Origin of the sequence: Allomuricauda sp. R78024, assembly GCF_044596045.1 — a bacterium.
Taxonomy (GTDB): Bacteria; Bacteroidota; Bacteroidia; order Flavobacteriales; family Flavobacteriaceae; genus Flagellimonas.
Window position 1 is genome coordinate 3,618,760 of sequence record NZ_CP138995.1, and the last position, 16,058, is coordinate 3,634,817.

20 protein-coding genes are annotated in these 16,058 nt (G+C 35.9%); 10 read left to right on the plus strand and 10 right to left on the minus strand.

Going from position 1 to position 16,058, the window contains the following annotated elements; genetic code table 11:
- Positions 1-13: 13 nt before the first annotated feature.
- Both rsmH and SJY44_RS16370 read right to left on the minus strand, forming a co-directional pair.
- Positions 14-916, minus strand: coding sequence for a 16S rRNA (cytosine(1402)-N(4))-methyltransferase RsmH (gene rsmH, locus SJY44_RS16365; RefSeq protein WP_396590530.1), 903 nt, complete (start codon positions 914-916; stop codon positions 14-16).
- Positions 909-1,364: a division/cell wall cluster transcriptional repressor MraZ gene (locus SJY44_RS16370; protein WP_298930290.1), complete on the minus strand. Its 456-nt coding sequence runs from the start codon at positions 1,362-1,364 to the stop codon at positions 909-911. Before SJY44_RS16370 ends, rsmH begins: the two co-directional genes overlap by 8 nt.
- Before the next feature lie 263 nt (positions 1,365-1,627).
- Between SJY44_RS16370 and SJY44_RS16375 the strand changes: the two genes are divergently transcribed.
- Together SJY44_RS16375 and yihA are read left to right on the plus strand one after the other, a co-directional pair.
- Entirely contained in the window at positions 1,628-2,392 is a 765-nt protein-coding gene (locus SJY44_RS16375; protein WP_298930293.1) for an alpha/beta fold hydrolase, read from the plus strand.
- A 3-nt stretch (positions 2,393-2,395) separates the two neighbouring features.
- Positions 2,396-3,004 (plus strand): ribosome biogenesis GTP-binding protein YihA/YsxC, encoded by a 609-nt coding sequence (gene yihA, locus SJY44_RS16380; RefSeq protein WP_396590531.1) that lies wholly within the window; start codon positions 2,396-2,398, stop codon positions 3,002-3,004.
- A gap of 26 nt (positions 3,005-3,030) precedes the next feature.
- On the opposite strand, the gene SJY44_RS16385 is transcribed toward yihA, so the two are convergent.
- Entirely contained in the window at positions 3,031-3,408 is a 378-nt protein-coding gene (locus SJY44_RS16385) for a GTPase (protein ID WP_299215107.1), read from the minus strand.
- Between the two features lie 75 nt (positions 3,409-3,483).
- Between SJY44_RS16385 and SJY44_RS16390 the strand changes: the two genes are divergently transcribed.
- From SJY44_RS16390 to SJY44_RS16405, 4 genes are all read left to right on the plus strand, one after another.
- On the plus strand, positions 3,484-3,786 hold the full coding sequence (locus SJY44_RS16390) for an antibiotic biosynthesis monooxygenase (protein ID WP_298930302.1): 303 nt from the start codon (positions 3,484-3,486) through the stop codon (positions 3,784-3,786).
- 211 nt (positions 3,787-3,997) lie between these two features.
- Positions 3,998-4,696, plus strand: coding sequence for a hypothetical protein (locus SJY44_RS16395; protein WP_396590532.1), 699 nt, complete (start codon positions 3,998-4,000; stop codon positions 4,694-4,696).
- A 48-nt stretch (positions 4,697-4,744) separates the two neighbouring features.
- Positions 4,745-5,845 (plus strand): helix-turn-helix domain-containing protein, encoded by a 1,101-nt coding sequence (locus SJY44_RS16400; RefSeq protein ID WP_396590533.1) that lies wholly within the window; start codon positions 4,745-4,747, stop codon positions 5,843-5,845.
- A gap of 156 nt (positions 5,846-6,001) precedes the next feature.
- The gene (locus SJY44_RS16405; protein WP_396590534.1) at positions 6,002-6,499 is read left to right on the plus strand and encodes a hypothetical protein; all 498 of its coding nucleotides are present in this window, start codon (positions 6,002-6,004) and stop codon (positions 6,497-6,499) included.
- 9 nt (positions 6,500-6,508) lie between these two features.
- On the opposite strand, the gene gldC is transcribed toward SJY44_RS16405, so the two are convergent.
- Together gldC and gldB are read right to left on the minus strand one after the other, a co-directional pair.
- Positions 6,509-6,841: a gliding motility protein GldC gene (gldC, locus tag SJY44_RS16410; protein ID WP_298930315.1), complete on the minus strand. Its 333-nt coding sequence runs from the start codon at positions 6,839-6,841 to the stop codon at positions 6,509-6,511.
- A complete protein-coding gene (gene gldB, locus SJY44_RS16415) occupies positions 6,842-7,777 on the minus strand; it encodes a gliding motility lipoprotein GldB (protein WP_396590535.1) in 936 nt (311 codons plus the stop codon).
- 120 nt (positions 7,778-7,897) lie between these two features.
- Here gldB and nadE point away from each other — a divergent pair, with 120 nt between their 5' ends.
- Together nadE and SJY44_RS16425 are read left to right on the plus strand one after the other, a co-directional pair.
- Entirely contained in the window at positions 7,898-8,686 is a 789-nt protein-coding gene (gene nadE / locus SJY44_RS16420) for an NAD(+) synthase (RefSeq protein WP_396590536.1), read from the plus strand.
- Between the two features lie 157 nt (positions 8,687-8,843).
- A complete protein-coding gene (locus tag SJY44_RS16425) occupies positions 8,844-9,473 on the plus strand; it encodes a response regulator transcription factor (RefSeq protein ID WP_298930321.1) in 630 nt (209 codons plus the stop codon).
- Between the two features lie 53 nt (positions 9,474-9,526).
- On the opposite strand, the gene dnaG is transcribed toward SJY44_RS16425, so the two are convergent.
- Positions 9,527-11,500, minus strand: coding sequence for a DNA primase (dnaG, locus tag SJY44_RS16430; RefSeq protein ID WP_396590537.1), 1,974 nt, complete (start codon positions 11,498-11,500; stop codon positions 9,527-9,529).
- 219 nt (positions 11,501-11,719) lie between these two features.
- Between dnaG and SJY44_RS16435 the strand changes: the two genes are divergently transcribed.
- Positions 11,720-12,055: a DUF6150 family protein gene (locus SJY44_RS16435; RefSeq protein ID WP_396590538.1), complete on the plus strand. Its 336-nt coding sequence runs from the start codon at positions 11,720-11,722 to the stop codon at positions 12,053-12,055.
- A 78-nt stretch (positions 12,056-12,133) separates the two neighbouring features.
- Entirely contained in the window at positions 12,134-12,373 is a 240-nt protein-coding gene (locus SJY44_RS16440) for a zinc-ribbon domain-containing protein (protein ID WP_298930330.1), read from the plus strand.
- Between the two features lie 83 nt (positions 12,374-12,456).
- Here SJY44_RS16440 and SJY44_RS16445 read toward each other — a convergent pair whose 3' ends face one another.
- The 4 genes from SJY44_RS16445 to SJY44_RS16460 form a co-directional block, all read right to left on the minus strand.
- Positions 12,457-13,527 carry a hypothetical protein gene (locus tag SJY44_RS16445; protein ID WP_396590539.1) on the minus strand — a complete coding sequence of 357 codons (1,071 nt, stop codon included), beginning with the start codon at positions 13,525-13,527 and terminating at the stop codon, positions 12,457-12,459.
- Positions 13,528-13,619: 92 nt separating this feature from the next.
- Positions 13,620-14,348 (minus strand): hypothetical protein, encoded by a 729-nt coding sequence (locus SJY44_RS16450; RefSeq protein ID WP_396590540.1) that lies wholly within the window; start codon positions 14,346-14,348, stop codon positions 13,620-13,622.
- A gap of 10 nt (positions 14,349-14,358) precedes the next feature.
- Positions 14,359-14,928: an RNA polymerase sigma factor gene (locus SJY44_RS16455; protein WP_396590541.1), complete on the minus strand. Its 570-nt coding sequence runs from the start codon at positions 14,926-14,928 to the stop codon at positions 14,359-14,361.
- A gap of 134 nt (positions 14,929-15,062) precedes the next feature.
- On the minus strand, positions 15,063-16,040 hold the full coding sequence (locus SJY44_RS16460; RefSeq protein ID WP_396590542.1) for a polyprenyl synthetase family protein: 978 nt from the start codon (positions 16,038-16,040) through the stop codon (positions 15,063-15,065).
- Positions 16,041-16,058 lie beyond the last annotated feature (18 nt).

A 16,058-nucleotide genomic window follows, 5' to 3' on the forward strand; every position in this document is an offset into this window, starting at 1 on the left:
TCGTTCTCTAATCTTAAATCCGTTCTGCAATCCGGAGTTTTGCACTTCTTGCTCTATTGTTCTGCGCAATTTCTTCTGCCGATGGAACTATTAATCCGCCCACTTTTTTCAACGGAACATCAATATTCCCGTAAAAGTCTTTTTCTGGCTCTCCTTCAAATTTTCCCGCTCTAATAAATCTTTTGACCAACCTATCTTCTAAAGAATGATAACTTATCAAACTAAATCGGCCTCCTTCTTTAAGAACCTCTGGTGCTTGAAGCAAAAAATCCTTAAGCACCTCTATCTCTTGATTGACCTCAATTCTGATTGCTTGGTAGATTTGCGCCAAGATCTTGTTCTCTTTCATTTTGGGCAAAAACCGCTTTAAAATTTCTTTTAACTGGTCTGTGGTTTTTATTGGAGCTTCTAATCTTGATTCTACAATAGTGTTGGCTATGGCATTTGCATTTCTCAATTCACCGTATTGAAACAAAACCGATGCTAAATTTTCCTGGGAATATTTATTGACCACATGATAGGCCGATAATTTATTGTTTCTGTTCATCCGCATGTCCAAATCCGCATTAAAACGAATTGAGAACCCACGTTCCGCCTCATCAAACTGATGGGAAGAAACTCCAAAATCTGCCAAGATTCCATCAACTTTCCGAATGCCATAGAACTTTAAAAACTGCTTAAGAAATTGAAAATTCTGATTGATCAACTGAAATCGCTCATCATCAATTGTATTGGCCAGTGCATCTTCATCCTGATCAAAGGCAAACAATTTTCCTTCCTTCCCCAGTCTTTTCAATATCTCTTTGGAGTGTCCCCCGCCACCAAAGGTGACATCTACATAAACTCCATTTTCTTTTATATCCAATCCGTCTACTGACTCTTTCAGCAGTACTGCATTGTGGTATTGGCTAGTCATCGTCAGCAAAAATCTCTTCCGCCAAGTCTGCATAGTCCTTTTCACTATCTGCTAAGACCATTTCGTACTTGTCTTTGTTCCAAATTTCTATTTTATCAAAAACTGCATTTAGAACCACTTCCTTTCCGATTTCAGCGTATTCAACCAAATTCTTTGGTATCTGCAATCTGGCTGTATCTCCATCAATTGTTACTTCTTTCATCCCTGCAACAAAGTTTCTTACAAAAGCATCGTACTTTCTGTTGATCTTGCTTTTCTTTAGCACTTTTTGCATCAACACATCAAACTCACTCTTTGGATAAAGCTCTAGGCACTGTTGAAAAACAGATCGCTTAATCACAAAGCCTTCGTTCAAAACTGGCAACAGCTGATTCTTTAAGGAAATGGGGAGTATTACCCTTCCTTTGGTATCAGCTTTACAGTCATGTTGTCCTATGATATGGGTCACTAGAAATCAATTGATTACAAACTATAACTCAAATATATAGATTTTATTTCCACATTTCTCCACTTAAAGACACATTTGTTAATAAATATTCCACAATTCAAGAAAAAAATACATTTTATCGGAAAAATTGCTCATAACGTCCAACGTAAAGGTTTTATCCGCTTTTATTAACTGCATAAAATTTGATTTTTGAAGAACCAAATACTGTTAATCTGTGTGATCTGAATTCCCTATATTTGCCCACTTAGACCAACTAATTTTAGATGGAGGAACATATTATTCAGGAAGGTAAATACCGATATATTGAAATGGGCGAAGGCACTCCCATGATTATATTGCATGGTCTTATGGGCGGACTAAGCAACTTCCAAGGAGTATCTGAATATTTCCCTTCCAAAGGATATCAGGTTTTAATTCCTGAGCTTCCTATCTATGATATGCCCATGTTAAAAACTACAGTTAAGAACTTTGCCAAATTCTTAGAAGGTTTTATTGAATTCAAAGGATTAAAGGATGTTATTCTTTTGGGTAATTCTCTTGGCGGACATATTGGGCTTTTGCATACCAAGATGTTCCCAAAAATGGTGAAGGCCTTGGTCATAACAGGAAGTTCTGGACTGTATGAGAAAGCCATGGGTGATGGTTATCCTAGACGTGGAGATTATGAGTTTATTAAAAAGAAGGCTCAAGATGTTTTTTATGACCCAGAAGTGGCGACCAAAGAAATTGTGGATGAAGTGTTTGCCACTGTAAATGATCGTATGAAATTGGTAAAGACACTGGCCATTGCCAAAAGTGCCATTCGCCATAATATGGCTAAAGATTTACCTCACATGAAAACTCCCACTTGTATTATTTGGGGTGAAAACGATACGGTAACCCCACCAGAAGTTGCCAAAGAGTTTCATGAGTTGCTACCTGATTCCGATTTGTTCTGGATAGAAAAATGTGGTCATGCTCCCATGATGGAACATCCACAAGATTTTAATACTGTTCTTGAGGCTTGGTTGGCCAAACGTAACTTTTAAACCATGAAAATTACCTCGGCCGAGTTTGTAATGAGCAATTCCAATGTGGCCAAATGTCCTAACGAGCCTTTACCTGAATATGCCTTTATCGGAAGATCCAATGTAGGCAAGTCATCGCTCATTAATATGCTGATGGAACGTAAAAGTCTGGCCAAAACTTCTGGCCGACCCGGAAAGACACAGCTTATTAACCACTTTAAAATAAACAATAACTGGTTCTTGGTAGATTTACCGGGATACGGTTATGCCAGAGTGTCAAAAAAAGACAAAAAGGTTTTTCAAAAGTACATTACGGAATATTTTCAGGAACGAAAACAATTGGTATGTGGATTTGTTTTAGTGGACATTAGACATGAACCCCAACCTGTGGATTTGGAATTCATGGAATGGTTAGGCACCAATAACGTCCCGTTTGCTATTATTTTCACTAAAGCGGACAAGTTGAAACCCAATGCTATGGAAAGACAGGCCAAAGCATATATACAGCATTTATTAGATAGCATTTGGGAGGAAGCTCCTCCGCATTTTATTACTTCTTCTACTAACCGCATAGGAAAAGAAGAATTGTTGCGTTATATTGATGATATCAACAAAGAATTTTTCTCCTCATAGTTTGATATTTTTCAGCCAAGCAAGTTTTAACTTGCTCTATCCTTTACCAATCTAACTAATCCATGGGATGTTTTTAACTGATTAAGTTCCTCAGTAGAAATTACAACCTCCAATCCATGTTCGCCTTCCGTTAGGATAATAGGGAAAGTGAATTTATAGCCAAATTTTGACGCATATTTTTTTGCAAATTCATCTTTATGTAAAAACTCCATTTCTTGCTCGTTTGATTCTCTGAACTTTTTCCAAGTTTTGTTTTCGGCAATAACACCAAAAGTGATATCACATAAATTACAATCATAGGTCGATGGGCTTAAGACTTTATGCATACTGTCTAAAATAGCGTTACGAGCTCCTGAATTAGCATTGTAGATAAAAAGGAGCTTTGGAAGGTCTTTCTTTTTCATGCACTAAAAATACAACGCTTCTAATCTAAACTACATGAATAAAAGAGTATTTTACATGTTTAAAATACGTACGCTATGATTGCACGAATCTGGAAAGGGAGAACAAAATTGGAACATTTGGAGGAATACGAATCTTTTATGAAAGAAAGGGCTATTCCTGATTATTCAAAAACAGATGGCTTTGTAAAACTTACCTTTCTTAAACGGACCGATAGCCAATATGCATATTTTGACTTAATTACCTTTTGGAAAGATTTGGAGGTGATCAAAAATTTTGCTGGAGCTCAGTTAACAAAAGCCAAGTATTATCCAGAAGACCAAAAATACCTTATCGACTTTCCTGAGGAAGTGACACACTACGAGGTTTTTGCCGAGTAAATTTACCTAACATTCCTTTAGGTCTTTTTGCTTTCTTGTTCCGAAATTATTTTTATTAAAGGTATTGATTGGATTTTATTCAACTAAAAACCTCCCTTTTACGTTCAAAAAAGTACATATACCGTATGCGTTCCCATTGAGGCGCTCATTTCTTTTTCATATCACTCAGCGCCAATACTTTTGAATTCTGTAAAACTTTAAAAACAGATTCATGAAACTTTTAAAAAATCGGTTACCCTCATTTTTATTAATGCTTTGTATTGCTACCATGACCGCTCAAGAAAACAAAAAATCCTTCAACTTTAAGAAAGGGCAAGTATTTGATATTATCTTTTTAAATCAAAACCCAGACAAGGATGATCTATTGCAGGAATACTTTAAACTTGTATTTCCGGTGGCACAAAAAAATGGGTATAATCCTCAGCCTGGCTTTGGCATTGAAAAGTACACACAGGGCAATTACCAACCTCAAAGCATGATTCTCGGGTACTGGAACTCTTTTGACAGCAGGTCTAATTTTATAAATGAAATTGAAGTTTCCCTTCCAGATTTTCATAAACGAAGAAGAGATCTTTGGTCAACATTTGCATTGACCTATTGGGAACTCCAAGAGGACCTTTCATTTGAAATCAACCAAGATATGTACAATGTAGTTACTGCATATTGGGCTAATGAAGAAGCATCTTTTTCAAAATTTAAGAATGCCTGGGTCAGCAAAGCGAAGCAGCATGGCGCTACTTTAAAAGTGGAGCTTGCCAATGGCGCATCTCCATTTGGGTACTACTACAATCCAGATTATTTGGTCATTACCCAATGGGAAAGTGAGGCATCTTTCAAAAAATTCTATGAAACCAATTTGAACATGGACCACCAGGGTGTAAAACATGTAAATCAATTTATTCTTAAATAGCAACACCTTAAGCAGGCCATATTAGTATGGTCTGCTTATTTTAGTAATATGCAAACAATCATCAATCAGTTCGTTTATTTCGCATACTTTCAAAGCCTTTTCTTACTGTTCATTTATCTTTTTTCACCAAAAAACAGAAAAAACATTAACGGTTACTTGGCCTTTCTGATTGTTTTGTTGGCAGTTGGTCTAACTGGACGTATCATTTATATTTCAGAAGTATTTGGACAAAACTTTCGTTTTTATTCATTTTCTGAGTTTTCCATTTTAATGTTCGGCTCTACAATTTATTTGTTCACGCGTTCTTCTCTTACCGGAAAAAAATTTAAGCCTGCCGATTTACTTCATTACGTACCGGGTATTATCTACATTCTTGTCATAGTTTTTTACTTTATGATTCCATCTGATCAGGTAATAGGAGAAAGATTTAAAAGCGGAGAACTTTTTAGGACCATAACACTTCTTGTGGGTATTGGATTGGCATTTAATCTTACCTATTGGGTTTTGAGTTGCCAGCTATTTTTCAATACTAAAAAGAAACTACGCAATGAGCTGAGTTACTCAATAAAGACAAAATTTTTCTCAAATTTTCTCATAGCAATTGGGCTGTGCCTTTTATGTTGGATGGTAATATATTTTATAAGTACTCAAGGGTATGAAACCATAGAAAGAAACGCTAGAAGGACAATCTGGTTAAGCATTGCACTAATCATTCTTTTTATAGCCTATTATGGTATGAGGGAACCTGAACTGTTTAAGGTTAGTGAGCAAGTAAAGGCTAAAAAGTACCAACAATCCAAACTCTCCATAACGGAATTGGATAATTTAAAAATTGAACTGGAGAAGTTGATGATCGAAAAAAAACCTTATCTCAATAGAAAATTGGTAAAGTCTGAGCTTTCAGAAATGCTTGGCATTAGTAATCCAGAAATAGCTAGGTTACTTAATGAGCGTATTGGAATGAACTTTTTTGAATATGTGAATTATTATAGAATCAAGGAATTTGTTGAGCTTGCCAAATCTCAAAAAGTTGAAAATCTTACCTTTTTTGGATTGGCCCAAGAAGCCGGTTTCAATTCAAAAACAACATTTAATAAGTCATTTAAAAAATTGATGGGGATGCCACCAAAGGACTATTTCTACAATTGATAGATCTTTTTCGGTGTTTTTTATGCAGTGAGCTTAGGTGAAAACATCAAGTCAAACTATGCATATTTTGTCCCATTTTAGTGTTTGACCAATTAGTTCATACAATTTGTTTGTATTTTACCTTTATTTACAACCAAAACCGTTTTACTCAAAGTTATGGGAACGCAAAAACATTCACTCACCCCTAACGGATTTATTAAAACCCTCTCCATTCTTCATATGGGTTTGATCTCTGGACCTATTCTGTTCGGCACCATAATTTATTTTCAAACACAAAATACCAGTTTTGATTTCTCCAACACCAATGACATCTATTTGATGATAGTGCCCATCGTTGCAGTGAGCTGTATTTTTTTGGGGGATTTTATTTTTAAGCAGTCCATAAAAAATATTCCCGAAACAATTGATTTAAAACAAAAATTAGCACGCTTTCAAACCGCATCAATCATTAAATATGCTTTAGCAGAAGCACCTGCACTATTTGGCGTTGTAGCATTTATGATTACCGAGAATATGGCATATTTGGTAGTCTCTGTTGTTTTGATCCTTTACTTTTTCATGTTGAAACCTACAAAGGACAAAATTGTACGGTCTTTGAATTTAAATGGAGAGGAAAAGAATCAGTTTAATAGATTAAATCAACCTATACCTTAAATAGAATGGCTACTTCAATTCTAACTTCTCTGCAAAATAATCGCAGAAATCCTTCATGGTAGCAGTCATCTTATCATCCTGAGTGGCTTTCATGAATGTATCCGCCATAGTAACCAATGTTTGGTGAAAAAAGATTTTCATATCATCTACAGGCATATCCTTTGTCCATAAATCTATCTTCAACGATTCTCTGTTTTTACTATCCCAAACAGAAAGCATCATAGCCTTGGCTTCCTCATTCTCAATGCCGCCGTCTTGAGCTGACCAGTTTAATTCCTCTGGAACTCTGTTTTCATCAAGCCCAACAACTAATTTTATTTCTGAAGTATGTTCTACTGCCATTTATTTTCTTGGTTTGTAATTTGATTTCTTAAAAATTTCATCCGCAGGTAGGTTCAAAAGCTGCTGCAAGGTAAGATTGTTCTTTTCCATAAAGGCCTTAACAATCTGCCATCCCATATATCTTCCCAATCTTCCTGGAGATTCACTATCTAGTTCTAACTGGAATTTGGAAAAAGGAGCCGGGTCTAAAAATCTTCGATCCAGTTTAGCATCAGTACTATAAAGCAGTTCTTTTTCCACAAAATAGCGCCAAATCTGCTCCTCGTTGTTTATGGCCCACTCCATCTTCTCAGCAGTATATCCTATCTTCTGAGCATCAGAAATTGAAGGAAGTACCTTATCTTTTATATATAGTTCTTTTCCATAATACACCATTCTTGAGAGAAAAGATCTATTACGGGGGTATTTCAATACTTTCTTTGCAACAGCGCTTACAACATCAGAAGTTAGATATTGTTTGTCAAGTCCCGCTGCGATGTAACGTTGAATACTTTTATAAAAATGATGATCTGCCCCCAAATAGTTATCTAGACCTAAAATTAAAAGGGTATCTGCAAGAATCACACGATCGTTATATCGAACATCAGATGTAACGGTCACCACTTTTGGTGTTCTAAATTTTGGAAAATAATAGGTTACATGCTGAAAAAGAGATTCTAAATCATTCGATTCAGCCTCAAAATTACCAAAAGCCTTCTCTACTTCATCTGACAACTCAACTTGAATGGTATCTGTTAGTTTGGCAATCCAGATACTGTCCGGGAACTGCGAAGGAAACAAATAGGGATATTTAGATTTTAAGTTAGGAATACCCTCTGGTGAGGTGGCAGCAAACTCACGATCAAATCTATATATATTTAAATCAATTTGGATGTTGGAGATTTCTTTGGAAGTTTTATCCGTTTGTCTACATCCACTAAGGAATAGTATGATCAAAAAAAATGATCTGCTAAATACAGATATATTAAAGTATTTCAACAACCTCTTCATTTTTAGCACGACAGCGTTTAAATTTACAGGGCACAAAGGTAATTTATTGAATCTAAAAAGTAAGACATGCAAACTGAAAAGGTAACAGAACATATTGTAAAGTGGTTAAAGGGCTATGCGACCAATTCAAATAGTAAGGGGTTTGTAATAGGAGTTTCCGGAGGAATAGATTCGGCAGTTACTTCTACCCTTTGTGCTAAGACAGGTCTTGACCTTTTATGTTTAGAGATGCCAATACACCAAGGCGAAAATCAAGTAACAAGAGCAGATAAGCACATTGCATGGTTAATGGATAATTTTTCCAATGTAAATAGACAACCTGTTAATTTGACTCCAGTATTTGACAGCCTGGTGTCAGTTTTGCCAAAAGTGGAAAACGAGGAAGATAGGTTCATGTCTCTTGCAAACACCCGGGCAAGACTAAGAATGACAACCCTCTACTATTTTGCAGCATTAAATGGATACTTAGTAGCAGGCACTGGAAACAAGGTAGAAGATTTTGGTGTAGGTTTTTATACCAAATACGGTGATGGTGGAGTAGACCTGAGCCCTATAGCGGACCTATTAAAGACTGAAGTTTATGACGTGGGCAAGGTGTTAGGGATTAATCAAGATATTATGGAAGCCGCCCCTACTGATGGGCTATGGGGAGATAGCAGAACAGACGAAGATCAGATAGGAGCTTCTTACCCAGAGCTTGAATGGGCTATGAAAATGGATGATGATAAAAAAACGATTGATGACTTTTCTGACAGAAAAAGAGAAGTATTCACCATATATAAAAAGTTTAATACTGCTAACAAGCATAAGATGATTCCTATACCCATTTGTGAAATCCCTACTCGCTTAAAATGACCTTTTGACCTAGAAAACCCAGCTTAAGACGAAAAAAACCCCAGAAATTCTAAGGTTTTAAGAAAAAAATTACAGTTTTACGTCATCAAATCGTTAACTTGCTCGCCACGCCGCGTAAGTAATTAAGTACTAAACAAAAGAATAAAACTCAAACCAAATGATAAAAGTATTAATAGCTGACAATCATCCCATAGTTCGATTAGGCATTAAGCAAGTCCTCGAAGCTAGTTCAGATATTGAGGTCATTGCAGATGTTTCAACTACTTCTCAACTATTTGATGTGTTGGAAAAAGCTACCCCCGATGTAGTAATGCTGGAAATGGACATTCCAGAAATAAATGGTATTGCTACACTAAGAAAACTAAAACAAGAATTTCCTAACGTTAAATCATTAATGTATAGTGGACAATCGGAAGATGTCTATGCATTGAGTACTATTCGTGCAGGAGCGTTCGGTTATCTATCCAAAACTGCGGACCTGGACTATATTATCTCGGCAGTAAGAAAAGTAAGCGAAGGCAATATGTTTATAACCAATGAATTGGCTCAGCGCTTGGCTTTTGATGAAGGCACGCAAAAACCAAGGAGGTTCTTCAGAAAATTGTCTTCTAGAGAAGTAGAAGTTTTAAAACTTTTAGCTAGCGGAAAAAGAAACAAAGAAGTTGCCGAGGGTTTAAACTTAAATGAAAAAACCGTTAGTACCTACAAAGCACGTTTAATGAAAAAATTGAATGTGGATAATTTGGTGGATTTATTACAACAAGCTAAGGCTTTGGAATTATATTAGAATAACCAGTACAAACTGTTGAAAATCCCGGGCATATGCTCGGGATTTTTGTTTTAAGAAAGTACCCTGTTCAATTTGGCATTCAACAGTTTATTCAACTGTAAGTAATTTACAATTTCCTCTAAAACCTCAGAGTTATCGTCAGTGTTGCCTTCGGTACGTTCTTGTAGTTTTTCAATTCGGTTTTTAATCAGGTAACAACGTAATGTAAGTATGGTTTCGCCTACCAGTTGCGCAATACCTTGTCCTTTATCTTTTGGATAGATATCTTTTCTTGCCCAATCATCAAGCTTGTATTTTTCTTCTTCCATCAAAATAGAAGATACCTCGCTAACCGTTTCTTGGTCCAAATTAGATAAAAAGGTATTTACCTTAAATTCTTCACTTTCGTTTAAATCTTCTATCAGCTTGTAATAAATTGTCTTAAACTGTTCGTTGGTAAGCTCAATTTCATCTTCCTGAAGGTCCAAATACACCTTTTCATAAACTTTTGCCTCAACAATTTCTGGTTCCAGAACCAAATTGCCTTCTTCATTTTCTTTTAGCACCAAATCTTCAAATTCCTGCATCTGACTTCCATACAAAAGGAGCATTTCAATGATTTTTCGCTCCAATTCAAACTGCACATCAACCTTCTCAACAACCTGGTCATTTTTTACAACTTGAAACGCCTTTTGCTCTTGTTTAATCTTTCTATTGGCATCAGTAGCTCCTTTTTTATCTATTTGGGCCAGCGTATTGTATAATACTTCTTCAGAAATCTGCATTATTTTGGCACATTCCTGTATGTAGATCTCCTTCTTTATTTGATCAGGTATTTTACTAATGCTGTTTACAATATCCCTGACCGTATCTGCTCTTTTTATAGGATCATTAGCAGCTTCCTCAGCTAAAAGAGAAGTCTTGAATTGAATAAAATCCTTTGCATTCTCTTCCAAATAAAGAACTAAATCCTCATAGGTGTTGTTCTTGGCAAAACTATCTGGATCTTCACCTTCCGAAAAGGTACAGACCTTTACATTCATGCCTTGCTCTAAAATCAAATCTATTCCACGGAGAGAAGCTCTAAGACCTGCTGCATCACCATCAAAAAGTACTGTAATATTCTTTGTAAGCCTGTTAATCAATCTAATTTGCTCTGGGGTAAGCGCTGTTCCGCTGGAAGCCACCACATTTTCCACCCCACGTTGATGCAATTGAATGACATCCGTATATCCTTCCACCAAAAAACAATTATCTTCTTTGGCAATAGACTGCTTGGCAAAGTAGATTCCATAGAGCACTTTGCTTTTATGGTAAATATCGCTCTCAGGAGAATTTAAATATTTAGCCGCTTTTTTATCATTGGTCAAGATTCGACCCCCAAAGCCCAACACTCTTCCACTCATGGAATGGATAGGGAATAGGACTCGTCCTTTAAAACGGTCAAATTTTCTAGACTCCCCACCAGCTTGTTCCTTTACAATGGTCAAGCCCGTTTTCTCTAAAAACTCTAATTGATATCCTTTCTCTAACGCAGTGTTGGTAAAGGCATCCCATTGATCTAATCCGTAACCTAAACCAAATTTCTTTATGGTATCGTCTGTAAAACCGCGCTCCTTAAAATACGTTAGGCCAATTGCTTTTCCTGGTTCAGATTCCCAGAGGGTTTCCTTGAAGTACTTCTGTGCATATTCAGAAACCAAATACATGCTTTCCCGCTCATTGGCCTGTTCCTTTTGCTCATCAGATTGCTCTGTTTCCTCCAGCTCAATGTTGTACTTTTTAGCCAAGTACTTTATGGCTTCTGGATAGGTAAAATGTTCATGTTCCATTAAAAATGCAACAACATTCCCTCCCTTTCCGCTGCTAAAATCTTTCCATATCTGTTTTACGGGAGACACCATAAAACTGGGAGTACGCTCATCAGAAAATGGGCTTAGCCCCTTAAAGTTAGACCCTGCTTTCTTCAATTGCACAAAATCACCAATTACCTCCTCTAAACGGGCGGTTTCATATACTTGATCTATGGTTGTCTTTGAAATCAATATGGCATTTTAAATAGCTTCTAAAGGTAGCAAAAAACGAAGTTTTATGGAATTGAGTTTGAGAAGAATCCAAATTCTTCAATGTAAAAAAATGATATACCTGATTTTTAACTCCGCTTGCCCTAAAACATCATATTATTCTTTGGAATGAAACTTGATAATAAAAGAGAAAACCTGGAATAGACTCCTTAACATTGATAATTTAGTAAGACTCAAAATATGAAAAAATTATTCCTATATACAGCAATCATATTCACTGTAAAAAGCACTAATGCACAAGAAGTTTATTCTGTTGATGCCGATTACAAAGCAGATGTCAAAGTATTCGTTGTGGACCAGGAGTATAAGGCACATCTTTTAGTTTATAAAGTAGATGCTGATTACAAAGCCAAAGGAAACAACGGCAAATGGTACTTTACAAATGCCGATTACAAGGCCAAAAAGAAGGTTTACTTTGTTAATGCTGACTACAAAGCTGATCTTAAAGTTTATTTTGTGGATTCCGATTATAAATCCGGTTGGAAAGATAAATCCAAACAACACTTGATTTATTGAAACCCAAATAGGTTATTAAAGCATTTCCAAACTTCTTTTCCTAAATGTTTTAAAGAAGAATACTAAGTTTGCAGAGTTATGATTTTCTTCTTTGGCACAAAAACAGGTAAAAAGGAAACCAAAACATTATATAATGTTTCGTGTCCTCATTGTTATCAAACAGGAACGTTGACAACCGTTTCTCATCCAAATTATGTTCACTTTTTCTGGATTCCCATTTTTAAATTGGGAACTTCAAGATTTGCAGAATGCTCTCATTGCAAACGGGTATATTATAAAGAAGAATTTACGCCAGAAATGCAAAGAGAATTAAACTGATTAAAACCTTACCCAATTAATAAAAAACACCTCTCCTTTTATTTGATGTTATTCAAGATGACAGAGAGGTGTTGTTGGTTAATCTATAAATCGAATCTAAGGCCCAAAGAAATGTTGTTCTGTTTTACAGTTGCATCTTTAAAAATGGGGTTTAGGTCATACTTTGCATATAAAAGTATACCATCAAAACCGGCGTATGCGCTTAAACCATAAATTAAGTCGCTAGTATTATAATCTCTTTTAAATTTATCTTTTACGCGCTCCCCGTTTCTGCTATACTTTAATTTTTGACGCGTACCAAGGTTAAATCCGCCGTACCCTCCTAAACCTATCCTAAATTGATTTTGTATGGAATACCGAAAACTTTTTTCGGTTTTACGCAATCTTGAAGGTCCAAACTCAAAATGAACCGGAAACACAAGGTTGTCCATTCTTAGTTTAGATTTATCCAACTCAAATTCAAATTCTTCTAAGACTGTTTGATTCCCATTTTGTACAAAAATCTGATTATCGTCCGGCTTTAGTCCATTAAACTGGAAAGAAAAACCATAATGAAAACGTATCCAATTAGATCTTTCAAAAATTCGTGTTCGCCATTGCCATCCCATTTCAAAAAATCTACTTCCGCCAACCTTATATGGTGAATCGTCTAAAGATTGCCCTTCAATTATGGCATTGTTCAACCCAATGGCAAAGACAAAATCTGAATACGTACGCCTGTCATATTTAATATCTTTTTTCCACTCACGTGAACGGAAAGAAAAAGCAGGTTTGCCATCAATATCAATACCAAATCGAAAGCCTTCGTGTGTTATGGTATCCGATTCCATTAATACCAGCGCATCGTCTTGATTTCTCTCTAACAACAGTATTTGGTTTTCTACAATAGCAATCCTATTTTCTATGTTCTTAGCTCTTTTTTTAGCTGCTTCCGCTTTAAGTAGTTTAGCCTCTTCGGCGGATAGATCACCCTTACTAACACGCCTATTAATATCCTTAATCTGGAATTTTAGCGCATCCTTTTCTTGTTGGGTTATTTTTTCTTTCTGCGCTTTTAACACTTCTATTTTTTTCTCATACTTCTCTTGACCGGCAACCTGATGCGAAAGGAATAGTAGAAAAAGTGATGCTAAGTAAAGTGTAATTGTTCTCATGATATATCTTGATTTATTGTCCCTTCTAACCTCCCTACCCGATTATTATCGGGATAGGGAAACTAAAAAGGTCTTTTGATTGATGAATATTTTTAATTATTTCGGTCGGCCACAGCTGTTCGTAGTTTGGAGTAACCATCTTTGAGTGCATCAAAAATTTGATCTCTGAATGAATCATCCAATTCAATCTCAACTTCAGATAACAATGCCATAGCATCTACAGAAACATTTTCCGCAAACAACTGTTCAGAGAGAATTTGCCTTTGGGCAGTCCTTAAAAGTGAATCTATCTCAGCATCACTCACTTCAGCATTTGTGTTTTCCAAAAATTCTACTTGGGCCACTACTTCGTTTACTTTTTGTGCAATTATGCCATTAGATTCTTTTAAAAAACTGTCTTGTAACGGCTCTTTTACAGTCTCTTCCGTTACTTTGGTTTGCACAGGCAATACTACAAACTTGTTGTCATCGGGCTTTTCTTCAGTACTATTATTTGAATCAATTTCTACAATGGTCGATTTACTTGGTTCCACATTCTGAAAATCGATATCATCCGCTTTGGTTTGTATCTGTTCTTCTTTTGTATTATTCTCTTCTACAACTTGAATAGTATTTTCTTTGGGTTCTTCTGATTTAAAAAAGAATATTGAAACCAAAAGAACACCTATGAAACTTGCTGCTATGGCATACAAATACCATCCCTTTTGTTTTGGTTTTTCATCTATATCAATTTTAGCCGTAATCTTATCCCATGCCTGTACTGAAGGTGTTATTTTTCGCTCCTCCAATCTTTCTTTTATATGTTTCTCCAATTTCTCCATTATCATTTCTTTAATCCCCAGATTTAATTCTAGGTGACATTCCTTTTAGGGTCAAATTCTCTTGAAGCATTTTTCTTGCTTTGAACAACTGAGATTTTGAGGTTCCTTCAGAAATTTTCAACATTTTAGCAATCTCTTGATGTTTATAGCCTTCTATCGCGTACAATAAAAAAACCATTTTATATCCTTCAGGCAGCTTATCTATCAATCGTTGCACATATTCTACATCCAGTAATGAGCTACTCCCCTCTATTTCCTTAGGATGGGATTCGCATACCTCATCATCATAGACCACAAATTGTCTTTTGCGCAAATAAGAAATGCTTTCCCGAACCATGATTTTTCTAATCCAACCTTCAAAACTTCCTTTATGCTGAAATGACTTCAAGTTTTGAAAGACTTTAACAAACCCATTGATCATTACATCCTCTGCAAACTGAAGGTCCTTGATGTACTGCCTACAAACCCCGAGCATTTTGGGCGAAAATTTTTCATACAACAGTTTTTGTACCTGCTGATCTCCGGCAATGGCTTTTTTAATCAAAAGCTTTTCATTTGTATGCAAAGAAATAATCTTCAAAAGTGACTCTCGGTTTGTTTTCTATAAAGATAGACGCGACAAAATCTAAAAAGGTTGTCCAAGGCAGTATTTTTTTTTGCAAACACCTATAATCCTTGCATAAGAAAGCACTCAAAAAAAGTAAATTGGGAACATTACTTTTTACGCTCTACCACATAGTTGACCATAAGTGTAAGTGCACTTTTATAGTCGGAATCAGGGTAATTTTCCAATAGCGCCAAGGCTTCATCTTTAAAGGAAATCATTTTAGTTACGGCGTAGTCCAATCCGCCTTTTTCCTTTACGTAAGCGATGACTTCTTTGACTCGCTTTTTATCCTTATTGTGATTTTTGATGGAGTTAATCAACCACCGTTTTTTTTCTTTGTCACTCTTATTTAGTGCATAGATCAGCGGAAGCGTCATTTTTTGTTCCTTAATATCAATTCCTGTAGGCTTCCCAATCTTTTCCGCTCCATAATCAAAAAGATCATCTTTAATTTGGAATGCCATTCCGCATAGTTCTCCAAATTTTCTGAAAATTTCCACATGCTCAGAATCTGGTTTTACAGAACAGGCCCCCATACTACAACAGGCTGCAATTAAGGTAGCTGTTTTTTGGCGAATAATATCATAATACACCTCTTCCGTAATATCTAAAAGACGTGCTTTTTCAATTTGTAACAACTCCCCTTCACTCATGTCCTTTACAGCATTGGAAATAATATGTAAAAGATCATAATCTTTATTTTCCAATGCTACCAAAACACCTTTTGAAAAAAGAAAGTCACCTACTAAAACCGCAATCTTATTTTTCCAAAGGGCATTGATGGAAAAAAAACCCCTTCTTTTATGACTGTCGTCCACCACATCATCATGTACAAGACTTGCCGTATGTATCAATTCAATAATTGATGCGCCACAAAAAGTACGGTCGTTCACGGCTCCTTCATTTATCAACTTAGCGGTAAGAAATACAAACATAGGGCGCATTTGCTTCCCTTTTCTGTTTACAATATAGTATGTAATTCTATTGAACAATGCCACTTTGGAGGACATGGACTTTAGAAACTTTTCTTCAAAAAGTTCCATTTCATGTTCAATGGGCTCTCTTATTTGCGAAACTACCTTCAATGGAATTCAGCCTTTGAT